Source organism: Peribacillus sp. TH16 (genome assembly GCF_016651095.1).
GTDB classification, from domain to species: domain Bacteria; phylum Bacillota; class Bacilli; order Bacillales; family DSM-1321; genus Peribacillus; species Peribacillus butanolivorans.
Genome location: NZ_JAEKEM010000002.1, coordinates 117,914 through 136,220 on the forward strand (window position 1 = coordinate 117,914; position 18,307 = coordinate 136,220).

General features: G+C 33.2%; 21 protein-coding genes. 5 read left to right on the forward strand and 16 right to left on the reverse strand.

What is annotated here, in order from left to right; genetic code table 11:
• Positions 1-97 precede the first annotated feature (97 nt).
• Positions 98-1,504, reverse strand: coding sequence for an amino acid permease (locus JFV29_RS00540; protein ID WP_201180601.1), 1,407 nt, complete (start codon positions 1,502-1,504; stop codon positions 98-100).
• A 545-nt stretch (positions 1,505-2,049) separates the two neighbouring features.
• On the opposite strand from JFV29_RS00540, the gene JFV29_RS00545 reads away from it, so the two are divergent.
• Complete coding sequence (locus JFV29_RS00545; RefSeq protein ID WP_201180602.1) at positions 2,050-3,111, forward strand: DUF3900 domain-containing protein; 1,062 nt, start codon at positions 2,050-2,052, stop codon at positions 3,109-3,111.
• Between the two features lie 85 nt (positions 3,112-3,196).
• Here JFV29_RS00545 and JFV29_RS00550 read toward each other — a convergent pair whose 3' ends face one another.
• Entirely contained in the window at positions 3,197-3,409 is a 213-nt protein-coding gene (locus tag JFV29_RS00550; protein WP_201253495.1) for a hypothetical protein, read from the reverse strand.
• A gap of 778 nt (positions 3,410-4,187) precedes the next feature.
• On the opposite strand from JFV29_RS00550, the gene JFV29_RS00555 reads away from it, so the two are divergent.
• Positions 4,188-4,583, forward strand: coding sequence for a hypothetical protein (locus tag JFV29_RS00555; RefSeq protein WP_207205066.1), 396 nt, complete (start codon positions 4,188-4,190; stop codon positions 4,581-4,583).
• Between the two features lie 334 nt (positions 4,584-4,917).
• Here JFV29_RS00555 and JFV29_RS00560 read toward each other — a convergent pair whose 3' ends face one another.
• The 3 genes from JFV29_RS00560 to JFV29_RS00570 form a co-directional block, all read right to left on the reverse strand.
• Positions 4,918-6,780, reverse strand: a complete 1,863-nt coding sequence (locus JFV29_RS00560) for an Ig-like domain-containing protein (RefSeq protein WP_201180607.1) — start codon at positions 6,778-6,780, stop codon at positions 4,918-4,920.
• Positions 6,725-7,600: a hypothetical protein gene (locus JFV29_RS00565; protein WP_201180609.1), complete on the reverse strand. Its 876-nt coding sequence runs from the start codon at positions 7,598-7,600 to the stop codon at positions 6,725-6,727. The genes JFV29_RS00560 and JFV29_RS00565 overlap by 56 nt, the downstream gene beginning before the upstream one ends.
• A gap of 84 nt (positions 7,601-7,684) precedes the next feature.
• Entirely contained in the window at positions 7,685-7,831 is a 147-nt protein-coding gene (locus tag JFV29_RS00570) for a hypothetical protein (protein WP_201180611.1), read from the reverse strand.
• Positions 7,832-7,975: 144 nt separating this feature from the next.
• Between JFV29_RS00570 and JFV29_RS00575 the strand changes: the two genes are divergently transcribed.
• Positions 7,976-8,215, forward strand: coding sequence for a hypothetical protein (locus tag JFV29_RS00575; protein ID WP_201180613.1), 240 nt, complete (start codon positions 7,976-7,978; stop codon positions 8,213-8,215).
• Between the two features lie 420 nt (positions 8,216-8,635).
• Here JFV29_RS00575 and JFV29_RS00580 read toward each other — a convergent pair whose 3' ends face one another.
• From JFV29_RS00580 to JFV29_RS00610, 7 genes are all read right to left on the reverse strand, one after another.
• Positions 8,636-9,061, reverse strand: coding sequence for a hypothetical protein (locus JFV29_RS00580; RefSeq protein WP_201180615.1), 426 nt, complete (start codon positions 9,059-9,061; stop codon positions 8,636-8,638).
• 895 nt (positions 9,062-9,956) lie between these two features.
• Entirely contained in the window at positions 9,957-10,100 is a 144-nt protein-coding gene (locus tag JFV29_RS00585; RefSeq protein WP_201180617.1) for a hypothetical protein, read from the reverse strand.
• Positions 10,101-10,250: 150 nt separating this feature from the next.
• On the reverse strand, positions 10,251-10,424 hold the full coding sequence (locus tag JFV29_RS00590) for a hypothetical protein (RefSeq protein ID WP_201180619.1): 174 nt from the start codon (positions 10,422-10,424) through the stop codon (positions 10,251-10,253).
• 313 nt (positions 10,425-10,737) lie between these two features.
• Positions 10,738-11,139, reverse strand: a complete 402-nt coding sequence (locus JFV29_RS00595; protein ID WP_201180620.1) for an RDD family protein — start codon at positions 11,137-11,139, stop codon at positions 10,738-10,740.
• A gap of 132 nt (positions 11,140-11,271) precedes the next feature.
• Positions 11,272-11,478 (reverse strand): hypothetical protein, encoded by a 207-nt coding sequence (locus JFV29_RS00600; RefSeq protein ID WP_201180621.1) that lies wholly within the window; start codon positions 11,476-11,478, stop codon positions 11,272-11,274.
• Positions 11,479-11,925: 447 nt separating this feature from the next.
• A complete protein-coding gene (locus tag JFV29_RS00605) occupies positions 11,926-12,162 on the reverse strand; it encodes a hypothetical protein (protein WP_201180622.1) in 237 nt (78 codons plus the stop codon).
• A 124-nt stretch (positions 12,163-12,286) separates the two neighbouring features.
• Complete coding sequence (locus JFV29_RS00610; RefSeq protein ID WP_201180623.1) at positions 12,287-13,681, reverse strand: Ig-like domain-containing protein; 1,395 nt, start codon at positions 13,679-13,681, stop codon at positions 12,287-12,289.
• 502 nt (positions 13,682-14,183) lie between these two features.
• On the opposite strand from JFV29_RS00610, the gene JFV29_RS00615 reads away from it, so the two are divergent.
• Entirely contained in the window at positions 14,184-14,585 is a 402-nt protein-coding gene (locus JFV29_RS00615; RefSeq protein WP_201180624.1) for a hypothetical protein, read from the forward strand.
• Between the two features lie 121 nt (positions 14,586-14,706).
• Here the strand turns inward: JFV29_RS00615 and JFV29_RS00620 are convergent, their stop codons facing one another.
• From JFV29_RS00620 to JFV29_RS00635, 4 genes are all read right to left on the reverse strand, one after another.
• Positions 14,707-15,069, reverse strand: a complete 363-nt coding sequence (locus JFV29_RS00620) for a YolD-like family protein (RefSeq protein ID WP_201180625.1) — start codon at positions 15,067-15,069, stop codon at positions 14,707-14,709.
• Between the two features lie 82 nt (positions 15,070-15,151).
• Positions 15,152-15,415, reverse strand: a complete 264-nt coding sequence (locus tag JFV29_RS00625) for a YjcQ family protein (protein WP_201180626.1) — start codon at positions 15,413-15,415, stop codon at positions 15,152-15,154.
• Positions 15,416-15,792: 377 nt separating this feature from the next.
• A complete protein-coding gene (locus tag JFV29_RS00630; protein ID WP_053345975.1) occupies positions 15,793-15,984 on the reverse strand; it encodes a hypothetical protein in 192 nt (63 codons plus the stop codon).
• Between the two features lie 319 nt (positions 15,985-16,303).
• Complete coding sequence (locus tag JFV29_RS00635) at positions 16,304-16,816, reverse strand: DUF3189 family protein (protein WP_201180628.1); 513 nt, start codon at positions 16,814-16,816, stop codon at positions 16,304-16,306.
• A 522-nt stretch (positions 16,817-17,338) separates the two neighbouring features.
• On the opposite strand from JFV29_RS00635, the gene JFV29_RS00640 reads away from it, so the two are divergent.
• Positions 17,339-18,301: a helveticin J family class III bacteriocin gene (locus JFV29_RS00640; protein ID WP_201180630.1), complete on the forward strand. Its 963-nt coding sequence runs from the start codon at positions 17,339-17,341 to the stop codon at positions 18,299-18,301.
• Positions 18,302-18,307: the final 6 nt, after the last annotated feature.

Sequence of the window (18,307 nt, forward strand, 5' to 3'; positions counted from 1 at the left end):
CATAACACTGCATATTAGTCTTAAACTACTTTGACTAAATCCACCTTTAATTTAGAGTTAAACAAAAAAACACTCCGTTGAGTGTTTTTTAAAATTATTATTTTTCTTGCTGATTAAGGTTGGAATGTTTTCGAGAATAAACAAAGTAAATCACGATACCGATAGCCATCCAAATTAAGAAGCGTATCCATGTATGGCTACCTAGTTGTAACATAAGGAATACACAAAAAACGATGGCTAAACCTGGCACAAGCGGTACAGCCGGACAATAGAAAGCGCGTTTCATATCTGGTCTTGTTTTACGTAAAACGATTACCGCTACGGAAATCATCGTAAACGCTGTTAACGTTCCGATATTAACCAATTCGGCCAATTCACCAAGCGGTATAAAGGCTCCTAGTAAGGCGGCAATTATACCAAACATCCATGATGCCGCATAAGGAGTATTATATTTCTTATGAAGTTTTGATAAAGATTTAGGCATCAATCCATCACGTGACATCGCAAACATGATACGAGTTTGTCCATATAACATAACCAAGATGACCGTTGTCATTCCAATAAAGGCTCCAAGGTCAATAATTCCTGCAATCCAATTCTGGCCTGCGCTTTGTAGTACTAAAGAAATCGGGTGATCCAGTGCCGTTGCGAACTGTGCATACGGTACCACACCTGTCATAATTAAACTAACAATCATATAAAGTACAACACAAATAATCAATGAACCGATAATTCCTCGTGGTAAATTCTTTCCTGGATCTCTTGTTTCCTCAGCAGCAGATGCTACTGCATCAAAGCCGATAAATGCAAAGAACATTAAAGCGGCTGTAGAAAATACTCCACTGATTCCGAATGGCATGAATGGCTGCCAGTTTTCAGGTTTCACATAGTAAATAGAAGAGACGATAAACAGCAAAACAACGATCACTTTAATAACAACCATAATGTTGTTGATCCTTGTAGTTTGTTTCGTACCTCTAGAAATCAATAAAGTAATAGCCATAACTATTAAAAAGGCTGGCAAGTTCATGTAAGTTGTAACACCCTCAATTGAACCAGGTGCTGCCGTGAGTTTCTCCGGGAAGTTAATCCCGAATCCACCTAAAAACGATTGGAAATAACCAGACCAGCCGGCCGATACGGCACTAACTGCCAATAAGTATTCAAGGATTAAATCCCACCCTATAATCCAGGCAGCAAATTCACCTAGTGTTGCATACGCATAAGTGTAAGTTGAACCAGATACCGGCACGGATGATGCAAATTCAGCATATGAAAGTGCTGCGAATAAACAAGCAAGGCCGGCAATGACGAACGATAACGAAAGCGCCGGACCAGCATTAACTGCTCCAGTTCCCGTTAATACAAAAATACCAGTTCCAATTATTGCTCCAATTCCAAGCATCGTTAAATCCCAAGCACCTAGTTCCCTTTTCAACCCCTTACTGTGGGAACCAGCGTTTTTCAATAAGTCCTCAATAGACTTCTTTCTAAAAATACTCATGTTTTCTCCTCCATAAATTTAAAAAACTATTCAGAAAATAACAAATAAATGAATTCACTTACTTTTTTTATTAGAGAATTTTCGACAAAATCCAACAATTCCTGAATTATCTGACTTTCAAATTATACGTATTAAACCCTTATACGTCAATGGTTTTATTATAGTAGAATTTCTATTTTGAAAATTCGCTGAATATCTCTAGTGATTTTTCGACATAATTCTCAATCGAATGTTTAGGCGCATTTACATATAGAACGTTAAAATAAATATCAAAATTTTATAATCTTACTTTAATGGATTTGACAAATCCTAGCTGGGATACCTACTTACCCTTTTAGATCTTCATTTGATTCTATTTCCCAATATATCCGAATTTTAGATAGAGACTCCAATATATGTTCCCTACTCTTATTATTATGGAATAATACACCATAATTATTCTAGCCATTCAAGAACTAATGGTTTGACGAAATTGATGTACATCTCTATACTTATTAAGTCTTAAAAAGTACGGGAAATATGCTTAATTGGAGATGGTGACTTTCATGGATTTTACGATTACCTATCTGTCTTTTTATTTAATACAGGTTGAAGGAAAAGGCGATCAAGCTGATAAACGATTTAAACATTTTCAAACACTCGATACCCAGGAATACGAAGAAAGTCCTTTAAAGGATTTTTTGGATGGGGAATTGATGAAAATCTCCAAACGAAAAGTAGACCGTCATCCAAAAACTGAACAAATACCCACAAAAATCGGTTCTTTTATTGTTGAAGAAGGCCATGCACTTGATTCCAACCCTAATTACAATGTATTTAACCGTGTCCGCTTTGCCGGTACAAAAGAAGTCTTCCAGCAGGAAAATGAACAATTCGCTCAGTCTTATATAGATACAAGTGCAGTACGTGGCGGAGTCTTCCTAGTCGCATCTGCTAAATTAACGAAATATCTAGATGAACCGTTCGTCTTCTTATTAAAATGTGATTTCGAGCCGAAGGTTGCTTCCATTTCAGATGAACGAACACTAATTCGACACGTTGAAATGGCAATCACCACTAAAAATATGAAATCCATCCAATACCCCTATATGCCCGAAGAAGGAATGGTCGAAGAAGCCGAACTGAAAATCCACCAGGCTTCACATGCTCGGTATTTTGAGGACTTTTTGAAATTCGTTGAATATGGCGAATCGATGCCGGAAATCATGAAAAACCAAGTCATCCACATGGTTCATGAACATGTATCCGCCCAATTCGAAGAAAACAGTGACGAACTGCAGAAATTCGAACAGGACCTGGAAATCTGGGAAACAAGCGATAAACGGGAAATCCAAGAACGTCTTGAAACCCACCAAGTCGTCGAAGCCACAGCCCAGATTGTCGAACATACACCTGAAGCTGAATTACGAATGAAGCTTGGGAGTACATCTATCAAAGGACTTCTAGCCGATTTTGGGGAAAGCATTCATTTAGGGAAGATTAATGGGAAGTATGTATTGATGATAGAAGCCGATTCAATTCAGTTCGATAAAGGCGTTTCGCCGATTGAATTTCATAGACCTGATGATTTGCAAATTTTAGTAGAAAAAATCCTAAATAAAAATTGATGAAAACCCGAGTCACAAGAAAATTTGATGATTTGTGACTCGGAACGTGACTCTAGAGTCACACTATACCTGTGTTGTATCCCGATTATGGCGGTCTTTGTGACTGCCTATTTTTTATTTTTCTTCGATTAAATAATGTTATCTTGTTTGTCTTAGGCCACCACCCAGCACTATGTTTGTATTCAACTCGACTTACTCCAGCTAAACCAACAGCAATCAACGCAATAATAAATTTGACCATATAAAGTTTTGTATATTTAGCGACAATTCCGTTCCACATCCAAACAGCCTCTAACATCATGTTTTTTCGATCCTTTTTTTGTCCCTGTTATCCCTTCATCTGCGTATATGTGGTACAAATCATAGCCTTTTTCCGAACAATATTTTGTGTATAGTACTCACTCTGAGATTGAAACGATAGCTTTTGTTCTTCTTTATCTGTCGATATGCTTGTTTAAATAGCGACTTTCACTAAATCACTCCTACAAATTTGCCTTAAATTTTCAAATTGTACGAAACAGGCATATATTTGTAAACAGTAAATATAGTCAACCCATCACAAGTAAATAGGATATTCAGACAAACAACCACAAAACAATGATTAATTACCCATTAGTTAATATAACACAGGTAAAAAGACCTTATATATCTGATAATTATATAGCTATTTTTATTCATTTTTCAGGATGCGTGTTATAAAAATTGTAAACAAATCCATATTTTTCTTAATTATGTTACCCTGTTCAAGGGCGAGTGATGATAATAGCAGAAAAAATGTTCGGGGGAAATGAAAAAGTTTATATCTTTATTATTAACACTAGTAATGAGTTTAACAGTAGCTATTCCTTTTGGTTCAGCTCAAACTTAAAACGACATCAATGAGGAAGAAAACGGTTATGTTTTTGATGAAAGTTTCACTCAAGATCAAATTGATAAAATAATAGCAAACGTAGAAAGTGAAGAGTTGCAGGAACAGGCCGAAGAAGGGAATCTTTCACAGCCATATATAGACGATAGTGGAACATTTATTAAATTTGATGATGTAAAGGCTCTAGAAGATGGATTGCCGTTGGAACTTGTGCAGAAGACTAAAAGAAGATTATGATAAAGCTAATGCGTATTTAGCAAAACAACAACCCAAATTCTCTATTCAAGCAAAAGCAAACTGTGGGGGAACAAACAAATTTGTAGGTAATATTGTAGCTGGTACAGTATACGTTGATTCTTGTAAAACAAACAAAATTATTGCCATTATTGCTGGAGGAGGCGGAGCAAGCTCTCTTGTTGCATTACTTCCAGGTGGAGCAGCAATAGCTGTTGTTGCAGTTGCAATATACACTATTGGTGGAGCGGTTATTTCTTACAATGCTGCAGATGGCAATGGAATCAAAATCAAGATTTTAAAAAATCCAATCACAGGCAAGGTTTATCCATACTGGGTAAAACCACAAAATAATGAAAATGGTGATTAAAAGTGAAGGTATTAAAATATCTGTTAGTGTTGTTGGCCGTAGTATGCATCACAATGAGTGCTTACACATACTTCAACCCGAATCAAATATCAACTCAGTCTTTATTTTTTATCACACCAGTTATTTTGTTGATATTATTAATGATGTTGGTACTCCAAAGACCAAAAAGTATATAAAACTGCAAAAAGTAATTATCACTCTCCTAGACTTTCTAGGGATTTAATGGTCTTTTTAAAGTCTCTATTAAAGTTCATCATAAAAAAAGCGGTAATACTTGGTCCAGTATTACCGCAAAATGTATAAACAGATAGCTTTTAAAACTAATTTAATCTTGTTACTTGCTTACCTTTACGGTTTTACTCTTACTCTTGTTGCCTGATTTGTCTTGAGCGTAAACCTTTAAGGTTGAACCCTTCTTTTGTGCCTTAATTTTCACCTTAAAGTTTCCTCGACTATCCACGATTCCTTGCCCAATCTTCTTACTTCCATTGTAAATATAAATAGATGCTCCTTTTTCACCTTTACCAGTTACTGTTACTGTCTTACTTGTAATTTTATTAACTGTTGGTACGGATGGAGCTGTTTTGTCTATTACCTTAACTTTTTTACTTCCACTTTTATTACCTGAAGGATCTTTAGCATAAACAACGATGGTTGTACCTGCTTTTTGTTTTGCAATCTTAATCGTATATTGACCATTTTTTGCAGTTGTTTCTCCAATTTTCTTGCTTCCTACCGTCGCATATACCTTTGCATTTGATTCAGCTTTACCAATAATAACAGTAGCATTATCATATACATTATTAACTGTTGGTATCGATGGAGCTGTCTTGTCTATTACCTTAACTGTTTTACTTCCACTCTTATTACCTGAAGTATCTTTAGCATAAACAACGATGGTTGTACCTGCTTTTTGTTTTGCAATCTTAATCGTATATTGACCATTTTTTGCAATTGTTTCTCCAATTTTCTTGCTTCCTACCGTCGCATATACCTTTGCATCTGATTCAGCTTTACCAGTAATAACAGTAGCATTATCATATACAGTATTGACTGTTGGTATGGATGGTGCTGTTACATCTTTTATCACCACAGTACAGCTTGCAGTCTTAATTCCATCCTCAGTGGTTACTGTTATGGTAGCTGTACCTTCTTTTTTTGCGATTATTTTACCTGTGTCATCAATAGTTGCGATATCTGAATGATTACTTTTCCATTTAACCCTTTGATTTGTTGCATTAGAAGGCAAAACACTAGCAGTCAAATTAAATTCTTCTCCAATTTTTAATTCAAGATTCGTTTTGGAAAGAGTAACTCCTGTAACTTTAACTGGTTTTGTCTCTATTCTTAAAAGTGACCCACCGATAACGCCATAAAGCTCATTATTAACCCAGTAATTGTTCAAACCTATTGTATATAGTTTTATTGGTTGACTTCCGTCATTCTTGATAATATAGTAGCCATTACTAAACCTAGCTATGACATCACCATTAGCATTTAGAGATACTATTGATACATCAGATCCTAAATAAGTGATTTGATTAGAAATACCATCTTTCCAAATAAAAATTTGCTTTGTTCCATTTATATAATTGGTATACGCCACATAGCCATTGTTAATGGTATAATCTCTTCCAGGTGAGAAATCATTTGATGATGTAGCAATCGTCTCATCTTTTCCATCAACATTCAAAATTAAGAAATGTGTATTCTCATTATATCGATGTCTTTCATATACAGTTAAGCTTCCATCCGACACTGGATATACATTAAAATAACTTCCATCAGAAGATAGCCTACTTGTATTTCCATTGGAATATTTATAAATATTGTAATTAAATATTGTATCCCCTGACCCATTCCATCCAGAACCTGACCAATAAATCACATCACCATTAGATGTTACATTATTCATCCAATTTCCTGCTTCGTTAGATACAAGTGTGATATTATCACTCTCTAGATTCTTTAAATATAATTCGACTCCAGAAGCAATACCAGGTGTTGAAAAAGGTTTTAAATCACCAGTCCAAATTGCGTAATGACCATTAACCTTTAAAGAACTATTTGAGTTTAATCTCCCTAAATAAGTAAGAGTACCATTTTTATATTCATATAAACTATTGGAGATATAGTATGGATCAACATTTTGTACAACAAGCATCACACCTAAAGGAGTTAAAAAACCATAATCCACTTATCGAATGAGAAAAAACTAATGTTTCGTTTGTTGTGTGTAAATCTTTTATTCTTATATCATTATTTGTTCGATATAATATTTTATTATCCTTATAATCTAATATTTCCCCATCAATTCGATCTTTTGGGCTTAAGAGTGGGCTATTATCAACATAAATTTCCCTAGTTGTAGTAAATGTGCCCCCAGATTCATTTGAAACTACAAAATAAATATAGATTTCTTTTCCATTATATTTACTAATATCAACAGTCTCATCGATTCTATTTACTCTCTCCAGCAATTTCGTCCCATAACCTTCATCATTAGAAGAGACATATACCCCTATTGTAGAGGTTTCACCAGCTAAATCAGAAGCCTCTGCAGTGATCCGTAATTTTCCATTTGCAAAATCAAAAGATTTAGGAGAAATAATATTTAAACCTGGTGGCTGCGTATACTTAAATGTCGTTTGTTTCGCTACAGCATTCCCATAAACATCATAGACAGTGACTTCAAGTGTTTTTATTCCTCTTGATAAACCATTCAAATTTAATGTACCAACCCATCCTGAAAGATGTTCACCATAAGCATTGTTATCATATGTTAGAAGGATTTCCTTCCCCTCAACCTTTGCCTTAACTTCACTTACTTGATAGGTGGAGTTGGGTTTAGAAATAATAACTTTTAATTCATCATTTTTCGTAGAATTTGACGTAGGGGAAATAATGCTAAAAGAAATATTTGGCTTTGTACTTTCTGCCTTAACCACTGGATTTATACTGAATCCTGATATGATGCAAATAAAAACAATTATTACCCATTTAAGCAACCACTTCAAAATTTCGCCCCCTTCTATAATATCAGTTAAATTTTACCATAATAATAGGAGGACTGTATTACATTTTCTAAATACTGAAATTATTCATATTAATATTTGAATATTTATCCTTTTATGACTTAATTTGAACGTTGTACCCTCTTTTATTCCGCTCAAAATCATTTCTAATGTGTCTGCTGCTTTATTCTGACCGCCTAAACCATATTTAGTTAAAAGTATTTCATCTATCACAAATCAAAATTACATTCCAGATGCTTCCTTTTTTGTAATTGACATCAAAACTTTACTTTTTTTACCCCAATTTAATGTTGAGTTTGAAATTTCTATAATATAATTAAACTAATAAAAATAACTCATCATATGGAGGGTACAATCATGGACACAAAGGAAAGACAAGCATTAGAGTTATTGTTATCTCCAGAATTAATCAATAAGCTTGAAAGCTTATCGGCTAAAACAGACATGTCTATCCCTGAATTATTAGAAATATCTGTAGCTTCCCTTATAGAGAAGATGAGCAATACTACCGAACTAAATGTTGGGCTTAATAATAAAGAAATGATATTAAGAAATAAAATCATCATTAATCAGAATAAAGACGTATTAAATATATAAACACAAAAAAGCACTCGACCATTTAAGGTAAAGTGCTTTTACTTTTTACAAAATTTAAACCCAATAATGAATTGATCCAAAAGATCGCCCACTTATCATTATTCTATCAATACCAGGTGGAGTGATTTTGGCTTGATAAGTGTTACTACCTAGAATTTTATAGTCAATTAATCCTTTATCTTGTAGATACTCATACACTAGATGCTCTTGTTTTTCATCATCGTTTTCATAAAGATCCGTATATTTGATACCTGCTACTCTTCCGCCACTTTTTTCGTTATGATCATATAACTCTTAAAGTTCTCTATGTGCTTTCTTTCCATCTACAGTCATTTATACCTTCTTACTCTACCTTTATAATGGATCTATTTCCTCTTGCTTGTGGGTTCATTATTTTCACACTCCTAGGAAACACTTTATTTAATTTTTATATAAATTACACAATTTATATATTTGTACAAATTGTTCCTTCGTACACTGAACGAGGATTTTGTGCTCCTCGCCTTCTTCGTCGATCAAATAAATGTACGCAGTCGAGTTGTCTTTTTTCATTGCTCTGACAGCAACTTCAGCGATTGTACCGACTGAACCCACAAGTGCCGTACTAAGTATAGTACTACCATAACCTTTACCGACGTTTCGATCTCCACTTTGTTCCCACTCAATCTGTGAAAGTGTGAAGTGCTTATGTCCATATGCCGTTGTGACCTTGACTTCGCCTGACTTCCTCCCCTTTATTACAGACATTCTATTAACTAGCCCTTTGCCTTCGACATTATCAGTTAATACGTGACCGCCCTTCAATACGCTGACCCGAGGTCTAAAAACCTGTTTCCAGAATCCCATAATAGTACCGTCCCTTTTCCTTATATTATCTTATATGTTATATGTACGCATCCGCCTACAAATGGGTTCATCTTTCTTCGCAGTTGCCTATTTTTGTACCCAAAAACCTTAGCCTTCGAGGAAAGAATGATTCCGTAATCTGGCCGAAGTTCATCACAAGTGCTCCGATAATAAGTATTCATCTGCACTACTAAGAAAATGACTATTGTAACAATAAAAGAAAATAAAGGAATTAAAGGATGCATCCAGGATTGCTTCGTCTAAAACTTCCGTATAATTTTCGGGAGTTAACGCCAAATTTACACTTGCGAATCGTCGTCGCCAATGATGATTACGCGATTTACTACTGCAAGACCGCTATCAACCGCGGTCAGCGCTATGTTTAAGTCGTCCATGTCGAGGTCTATTTCGTCCTCACTAACGAAAATCTGCAGGTTAGGTAGAAAGATGCCAACACTTCGTCAGAGTGAAGATTACTCGCTTATAATCAATATCCATTTGCTCAATGGTGTTTACTTCTTATTGATGATTTAATAAAGAAAAACCTTTCGTAAATAGGGTTAATAGTGATATTTTATTGTAAAACAAATATAAAAAAAGCCTGAGCATTGTGCCCAGACTCTTGTCCTGAAATTATTTTTGGTATGTTGGTTTTTTAATTGCTATCAAAACCCAAAAAACCATGATTATTGGAATAAAAAATAAATTCAAATTAATTCTTCTATCAACGATAATTGAAAAAATATCGTTAATAATTAAACTAACTAAGCTTAATAAAATGCATATAAGCAAAGAATGTATCAATAATTTCAGCATTATCACTCTCGAAAAGTCAGCTATGTCAAACATTGTGTTTCCCCCTTAGTTTCAGATATTTTACCAGTATCCTAGTGTTTTACACGTTTTTTAACTTTAGGTTTCTTTTACCCCATTTGTGGCAAGCTGCATAAGCTCCTAATTTATACATGTCTTGAACAATTAAAGTAGCACCAGTCACTCCGACAACGGTTCCAAATGCAATTTTTAAAGTTTTTTCCAATGCTGAAGGCGGTGCAGCATGTCTACCTGTAGCTGACGCTGTTAGTTCGTCTATTTGAATAACATCGTCTTGTTTAAGTATTTCCTTATCTAATAATCTTGTTTCACTTTCAATTTCATTTAATTCATCTGAAGAAATTTCAATAAGTGCCTATTGGAGATTATTAATTTCTGTATTCGATACACCATATTCCTTAGCATAATCTACGTTTAACTTAGTTTCATCATTTTCTTTAACAATACCATTTTGTATAACTTCTAATACTGAAAGCATTTTATCCTTTTCAATAGTAGTAGTTAACGTGTCAGCATATGCCGATTGCATTGCTCTATTGTCACTTATTCAGCCCACTTCAATGCATACTCTAACTTCATGTACCTACCTTTAATGCCGAGAAGTTTTTTGTCCAGAATTACAACATAATCTTTTTTCTTCATTATCTCATTTAAAATCATAGCTCCTTATAAACTTCTTTCATTCATATTGTTTCCACTCCATAAATAGCCTTTAAATAAATCCTTAACGAGAAAGATCCAACATTTTTCAGTTGTTTAACTTTATCAAGTGCTTCTGTTAATAAAGGATCAACTGAAATTTCCTAACAAAAAAAGCAGCTATTAAGCTGCTTATCTTTTAATCAAGGTTTATTCGATGTCACATATGTACCAGCTATGAAATCATGGATTGCTCTATGATCTTTTCTTAAACCAACCATAAACGCGCTAACAATAAATCCTATTCCTAATGTGATTCCATAAACTATTCCAGCAACTAAACATCTTAAAAGCATAGTACCTATACCTAATTTTTTACCGTCAACCCTTACTATACGTATACCCATCATTCTTTTGCCTACTGTATATCCATACCAAAATATTGGTACGAACATTGTGTAAAGAAAGACGACAAAGGTTGAAATACTATCATCTTCCCATTGACCAGTGATCAAACCAAAAATTACCGCCAATGGAATGCCTATAATAATGCCATCTAGAACTTCTGCTAAAAATCGTTTCCAAAACCCTACTGAATTGCTCATATATGTTCCTCCTGTTGAATTAGTTACAATTAACTATTTTACCATATTTCAGGTAATTTAACGAGCTTTTAAAGAATTAAATATGGTTAAAATCGCTCTTTTTTTACCAAACATCCGCTTAAGCTTAATAGATTATTTTATCTTTTCTTGAATATATTTTTGAATTAGTATACCCGTACCATATACGACTGAAATCATGCCAAAGTAAAAGAATATTTTAGAAAACCTTGCTTTACTAGTAAACTCTATGTATGAAAAAGTTGTATAAATAAAACCAATAGCAACTATTATTGATAAAATCAAATGCCCTTCACAGGCCTCATCATAGTTTCCTTCCAATACATTAACCCTAACCAACAAACCATGTTTCCTACCCGATTGTTAAATAACAGATAGTAAATTTTATTTTAAACATCTTATAACATTGTTTCTATAAATATTCCAAAATATCTTTATAAGCGATGTATTTGTTTCTTGTATTGGATGAACGCAGCTTTGAATTAGAATTGTATTTATAAAAACCTTATCCATTTAAACGGTATTCTCTCCCTCCTTATAGAAGCCAATACGATTCAGTTCGTTAAAGGGGTTTAAAAAAAACAGGATGATTTGTGACTCGGAAACGTGACTCTAGAGCCACATTAATGTGGTATTATCCATTTTAATTAACATGTGCGAATACCTTGAATGCAATATAGAAGACGTAATTGAATTAGTTCAAACAGAAGAAAACCACCAGTAATTGGACTGGTGGTTTCAAGATTTTATTAAGTGAAATTTTTGTTTTTAATAATGATCTATTTGCGCACCCAGATTATCTAGGTCTTGTGAAATATTTAGAATGATTAAATATCTCCATTCATTTTTAAGTTTACCTAAGTCTACAACTTGATGAACCTCTACTACATCATTTTCATACTCTTTACTAGTCTCGCAAATTTCATATAAACTTTCTACTAATTCAGCATTATCCCAATTCCTTACATCTAACTGTACGAATGTTTGACTTTTCTTTATACTCATTTTCTTCTCTCCAAGTTTTTGAAGTATAACGGATATTGAGTACTCCTACTTGATTTAGTTTTATTAGAATGTCCATTTTCTTTAATGATTCATCTGTAACAACAGATGTAATATTACCGTGAATTTAATGTTTTACAACCTTAGTAGTTGCCTTTGAACTAACATTTCCTGCTTTATCCGTTGCAGTTATTGAAAGGGTAGTTCCCTTTTTCTGTGCTTTTATCTTAACAGAGTAGCTCCCCTTAGACGTTGCTTTCGCTGAACCAAGGGATTTACTACCTACCTTTACGGTCACAGTCGATGATGCTTCAGCTTTCCCTTTTACAACTTTATCATTATCATCTACCTTACTTACCGTAGGCTTACTTGGTGGAACAACATCTAACACTGTGACAGAAGCACTTGAACTCACATTCCCTGAACTATCTTTTGCTGTGACCGTTAATTTAGTTCCCGCTTTTTGCACGGCTATTTTAATAGAGTATGTTCCTTTAGTTGTTGCCTTTGCAGAGCCTAATGCTTTACTTCCATTTTTAACAGTAACCGTAGAATTAGCTTCTGCTTTCCCTGTTACTACTTTGTCATTATTATCTACCTTACTTACGGTAGGTTTACTTGGTGGAACAACGTCTAGAACAGTTACAGCAACACTTGAACTTACATTCCCTGAACTATCTTTAGCTATGATGGTCAATTTAGTTCCCGCTTTTTGCACGGCTATTTTAATAGAGAATGTTCCTTTAGATGTTGCTTTTGCAGAGCCTAACACTTTACTTCCACTTTTAACAGTAACCGTAGAATTAGCTTCTGCTTTCCCTGTTATAACTTTGTCATTATTGTCAACCTTATTAACACTTGGCTTAGATGGCTTAACATTATCTACAAATCCAGTTGAGATAGCATATAAATCCTCTTCTGTATTATTGTCAATGTAGTCATTATCAGTGTCTATAACACCCACATAATATGTGCCAGCTTTAGCTTGATACGCTTGTACTTCAACATCATCCTCATATTCACTACCCAAATATTCCAAATTGCTACTCTCAACAAAATCTTTTTGTACGGCAGTAAATAGAAGATCAATGGAGTATGAGTTAGTTTCTCCTCCTACTAATAAAATTCCACTCTGAGGTACTTTTACTTTATAAAAATCAACATCGTACAAAGGAAGTAGTTGACCGATTGTCGGTTTTTCATATGATGATATATTTGCTGAATTAAAGTCGTCATTATATTCACTTTCAATCAAGTAATCTTCATCAGAATTGCCACTACTCATCCTACCCATTTTATTGAAACTATTTACTGAGTATGATTGTGAACCTTTTAATGCTTGTTCAATTTGGTTAAATGTTTTAGGATCAATAGCACCTTTTTGGAGAGGTTTTTCTACTTGACTTTCTATAGCTTTCCTAGCCAACTCGTTCTTGTTTCCTTCAGCCTTAACAATACCCACGGAAACTGTGGAAGCTAATAACCCTACAGCAACCAATGACAAAATACCTTTATTACGCACATTTTCTCCCCTGAATTCGTTATAATGAACAATTTACTATATTTATCCTAATACATATGTACCTGAATTACCATAAGTTTCTATATATTTTTTTCATAAAAATACATTTCAAATGAGAGTCATTAATCTCTCGACTTTGCTCATTAAGCCACTTCAGCAGTTTTCTATACAAATAGATTGTAGTATGGTTATTCACAATTCTTTGAGCAGCTGTTTTAATGGTCCTTCATTCAAAAGAACCTTTATATGATGAATCCTTCCCTTTGAACTTTACGTATTTGCTACCGTCCCTTACATCTGTGTAAAATTGAGGAAGTTGTTGAGTTTATTGAAACAAAAGAAAACCATCAATCCTAACCGACTGGTGGTTTTTTTGATTAATTCATTTTATGTAAACAAAAAGCTATGTTTTGAAAAAATGCAGCTATTGAAAAATAATAAATCACTTCTCCTAATTATCCTTTTAAGGTAAAATTAACCAATATAAGGAGGTTCATTCATTATGGGTGAATTATTATCATTAGCATTAGATTTTTTATTCGTTGCATCAATGTCATTACATAATAGTACAAAACATACGGATAAACACCTTGATATGTTAAAAGAATACGATTGGTTTACTACTTTGTATTACAACCCCAAATATACTAGGCTTTTTAATCAAAACAAACAAATTCGTGGCTATATAGGACAACGCTTGTCAATTAATAGGATGATTAAGAAAAAGAAAGCAAGTGAAATACTTATTATTACAAGCAAAAAAACAAATCGTGTGATTGTGTATTCATATCTCTTTTCACCAACATTTCTTATGACTTTGACTGTGTTCCTGAGCAACAATTTATCCAAACACAGTCTAGTAATATTATTGTCACTAGCTTTTTTTATTATCTTTTATCTCTGATTTTGTAGTATTAATTTTTTCCTCTATTTTGCTTTAAGTTTAAATTCACATTTATTAACTTTTCTATGAGTAACATGTAAAATTATGAATATAACAAAGTGGTATTTCCATTTAAATTTCTTTACTCTTTAACTTCAACCTCTACAATATCTTCAAATTTTATTTTTATAATATATCCCTTTTCTTTCTCCAACTCTAAATGAATCAAATTAGTTATTGGGTCTAATCTATGTAATAATCCTGTATACTCCCAATCGAAGCCGTCTTCCCAAACAGTAAACTTTACGGGTGAACTAAACTCCATAGCATTGTGTATTTTGTTTTCAAACTCCTCTATTTGGTATTCATCTAATATTGGTTTTACTTGCCGATAATAATCTTTATTTAAATCTTTTAGTAATTTAACGTGCTCAGGCAAAAACATAGCTGATTTCCATTTAATATTTCCGCGATCTTTAAGTGACATAGGAACAACTCCATTCATTCTATAAGTTATATTATAGAACATTTGTTCCGATTTATGATAAAAAAGATACATCCAATGATTGGATGCTTTAACGTTGTTACTAAATTTTTATCCAACCTCTCGCTCCCTTCAACCCTTTGTACGCTTTCATTAATTGGGAGTTATCCTCTAGATAGTCTTCTCCCTTTTCAATTATCATAGCGTGGAATATATCATAATTCCCAGTAAGATATACTTCAGCACCATCAATATACCCTTCGACTTGTAAGAATTCAACAGCATCATTAAGCGCATTAGGTTCAATCCCTAAATCCACATGTTTAAAGGCGTAATTTCCGTTGTCTAATTCCTTTAAAATAGCCAAACGTGGTGTCCATGCTTTGAATAGTTTGGTAACAGGGTACCAATAAACAAAGCTGATAATCCAAGTTCGAATATCTTTTGTCTCCCCATTTCGAAATTAATAAGCCGACCTTTTGGACGACTTTGGATTTGTTTCTTAGTTATTTTTCAAGATACCCACAGTTTCTTCCTATTAAAAGGACTACTAGGGAATTCATTATCAATGATTGTAACTAATATATTTGACAAGGTTCATGTAATCCTACCTATTTAATCACAGATAAAAAATAAAATCTAACTGTGTAACTAAACAATTTTATATATTTTCCCTATTCTTAGGTTTTTCTGTAGTACTATCTGTAAATCGATAAGGCATAGTAACAGTCAACATTAAAACTTTTAGATTTCACCGTTTTCAAGCCTACTAAAATACTCAATTTTACTTATTAGCCCTTTTCCATTACAAGTAAGACAGTCAGTATATATATCATAGGCACCTGTTCCGTCACAGACATGACATTGAAAGTGTGTGTCAGGTATTTCTTTTTGTTTGATTGAAAAAAAATTTACAATAGTTTCTGAAAATTTCATCTCAATAAACTCCTTTTTCACAATCATACAACTAAAAATCAGGAAATTACCTAGGATTCCAAAAATTTACGAAATTCACGTATATTCATTACAAAATTTACATAGATTCCAAAAAACTTTCGATTTTATTAATTAAAAATGAGTGGTAATTTACATAATTTCGTTAACATGAAGTTTCTTTAAGATGCGTAACAACAAAGTGCCAACATTTATGGTTGACTCAACGTATCTTGCTTAACATTTTAGTTTTTTTATGTAAAAACCGACTTCCTGTGCTAGGGATATCTCTTTTCTCACCTAGATAAAATACTAACGATTATCATTTATATTTTTCATTTTCTAAAATAATCACTTTTTCCTCACTTGAGAATTTCCCTATTTGTTTGGTGTTTTCAACCAACCGAAAAATATTATCACAGCATTGTTTGGCACCTATAATTAATAATGGTACACCAATAAAATCAATTTTTAATTGTCTTGATAAAAAACCCCCAATTGACATCACAAGCGGCACAGTTGGTGATGTATTAGAGAATATTATTTTTTCATGAAATTGATGTTTGTTTTGCAGTATTAAGCTTAAGTTTTTTAATGCTGGAACAACAATTTTGGATGATCGCCGTCCTAGAGTATATACCGAGTCTCCATTTTCATCTATCCCATGAAAAATAATTTTCCCTGAATCATCTTTTGTTAATTTATTGAAGTAATTAACATTTAATATTTCTTCTTTAGTTAGTTTTCGTTCTGATTGGATAATTTCTTTTAAATGATAGGCAGCTGCTAGAGCCGTGGTATGTGTCCCACCATAGTCATTATAGATATAAATCATGATATCATCCTTTATATTTTTATCTATGGCTATTATGGTCATTATGGTCATTTATTCTAGTTCCAATTCAGGGGATTATCTTTTAGCTAGTATTACACAGTTGATTCCTTCTGTTCATCGAATCATTTTAAACTTAACTTATAACATGATCAGTTACTGTACCAGTACTACCTATAGGTAACCCTTTGTTTTAACCATTCGGGATGTAGTGATCCCCATGGAATAAAGTGCAGTTTTTCCTTGAGAAAAACTTGTTCAAAGAACGCTTGGTCTATATTCTTCAAGTAAAATCAGTTCCCGAATTTGTAGTAGATACTATAAATACATCCCAATTAACGACACCTTTTACTCCTCTTTTACTTCCTTATATTTTTTAACTTTTAAGATAAAATTAAACATAATTAACATGTTATGATATTATCTGCAAATAATAATGATAAGAATATAAAAAGGGGATTATAAAATGAAAATAGTTTTTAAAAAACTTTTATAACACTTTTGGGATGCCTCATACTCTTAAATATGTCCGGTATTACTACTAGCGCTGCCAACACAGTCCCAACAAAAACGACTACTATAGACCGGGTATTTGAATATTTAGGCCTGAAATATGAAAATGCTATACAAAACTTTGATTATGGTGATAAAAATGAAGTTTTTATTACTCAGAGAGTTAAATCGGCTACAGTGCTTTCACGCTGCATTATAAAAGGTGAAAAATGTGAAGTAGAAGATTATGTAATACTTGGAGACTATGGACACGGAGAGTCTTTAGAAGTGATAAAAGAGAATGGAAAAACTTTATTATGGGTAGGGAATACCGTAAATAGTGGTGATAGCAATAAATGGTCTACTGATATATCACTTATTGAGTATAAAGTTAACCTTGCAAAACCAACGGGCGCAGAAATAGTAAATGTAAAAACGATAACAAATCTAGAAGAAGTCACATCAAAAATAAGTGGTAGTGCCTATAGAAGTGCTGTTGCAATAGCAGATGGAAAAGATCGTATTTGTTTTAGAATTCAAATTGGAACTTCAGCATCTAATACCTACTACGCCGTATATAAACTAAGTGACGTAACAAAGGCATTAAAGGCTTCATCAGATAATAAAATGTCCATAAAAGATCTAAGCTCATTGCAGTTGACAAATTTCACAGGACTCACAAGACCCAATAATTCCTTTCAAGGATTTGATATCACTGGAATAGGTTCTGGTAACAAATTCCTTTATCTGTATGGCGGTGCAGCAGGTGATACACCTACACTCTATAAATATTCTTATACTAACGGTGGTAATGCCGAGCATATCAACACCATAAAAATAACAGGAAGTTATGTTGGCAATCTTGAAGCAGAAGGAATTAAAGTTGAAAATAATCCAAATAATTCAAGTGTAGAGACTGTATTTTTAAGTTTAAATCCCGGATTAGATTCTTCTGGAAACCAAAAACCGATTCGATTATATACTCTGTTTGAATAGATAGAG

Bases quoted from the DNA above. Each gene is read 5' to 3' on its own strand.
- JFV29_RS00635 (WP_201180628.1), bottom strand. From the start codon at position 16,816: ATGATTTATATCTATAATGACTATGGTGGGACACATACCACGGCTCTA.
- JFV29_RS00630 (WP_053345975.1), bottom strand. From the start codon at position 15,984: ATGAAATTTTCAGAAACTATTGTAAATTTTTTTTCAATCAAACAAAAA.
- JFV29_RS00545 (WP_201180602.1), top strand. From the start codon at position 2,050: ATGGATTTTACGATTACCTATCTGTCTTTTTATTTAATACAGGTTGAA.
- JFV29_RS00540 (WP_201180601.1), bottom strand. From the start codon at position 1,504: ATGAGTATTTTTAGAAAGAAGTCTATTGAGGACTTATTGAAAAACGCT.
- JFV29_RS00620 (WP_201180625.1), bottom strand. From the start codon at position 15,069: ATGAATGGAGTTGTTCCTATGTCACTTAAAGATCGCGGAAATATTAAA.
- JFV29_RS00615 (WP_201180624.1), top strand. From the start codon at position 14,184: ATGGGTGAATTATTATCATTAGCATTAGATTTTTTATTCGTTGCATCA.
- JFV29_RS00595 (WP_201180620.1), bottom strand. From the start codon at position 11,139: ATGAGCAATTCAGTAGGGTTTTGGAAACGATTTTTAGCAGAAGTTCTA.
- JFV29_RS00640 (WP_201180630.1), top strand. From the start codon at position 17,339: ATGTCCGGTATTACTACTAGCGCTGCCAACACAGTCCCAACAAAAACG.
- JFV29_RS00550 (WP_201253495.1), bottom strand. From the start codon at position 3,409: ATGTTAGAGGCTGTTTGGATGTGGAACGGAATTGTCGCTAAATATACA.
- JFV29_RS00590 (WP_201180619.1), bottom strand. From the start codon at position 10,424: ATGCAATCGGCATATGCTGACACGTTAACTACTACTATTGAAAAGGAT.
- JFV29_RS00575 (WP_201180613.1), top strand. From the start codon at position 7,976: ATGGACACAAAGGAAAGACAAGCATTAGAGTTATTGTTATCTCCAGAA.
- JFV29_RS00605 (WP_201180622.1), bottom strand. From the start codon at position 12,162: ATGAGTATAAAGAAAAGTCAAACATTCGTACAGTTAGATGTAAGGAAT.
- JFV29_RS00580 (WP_201180615.1), bottom strand. From the start codon at position 9,061: ATGGGATTCTGGAAACAGGTTTTTAGACCTCGGGTCAGCGTATTGAAG.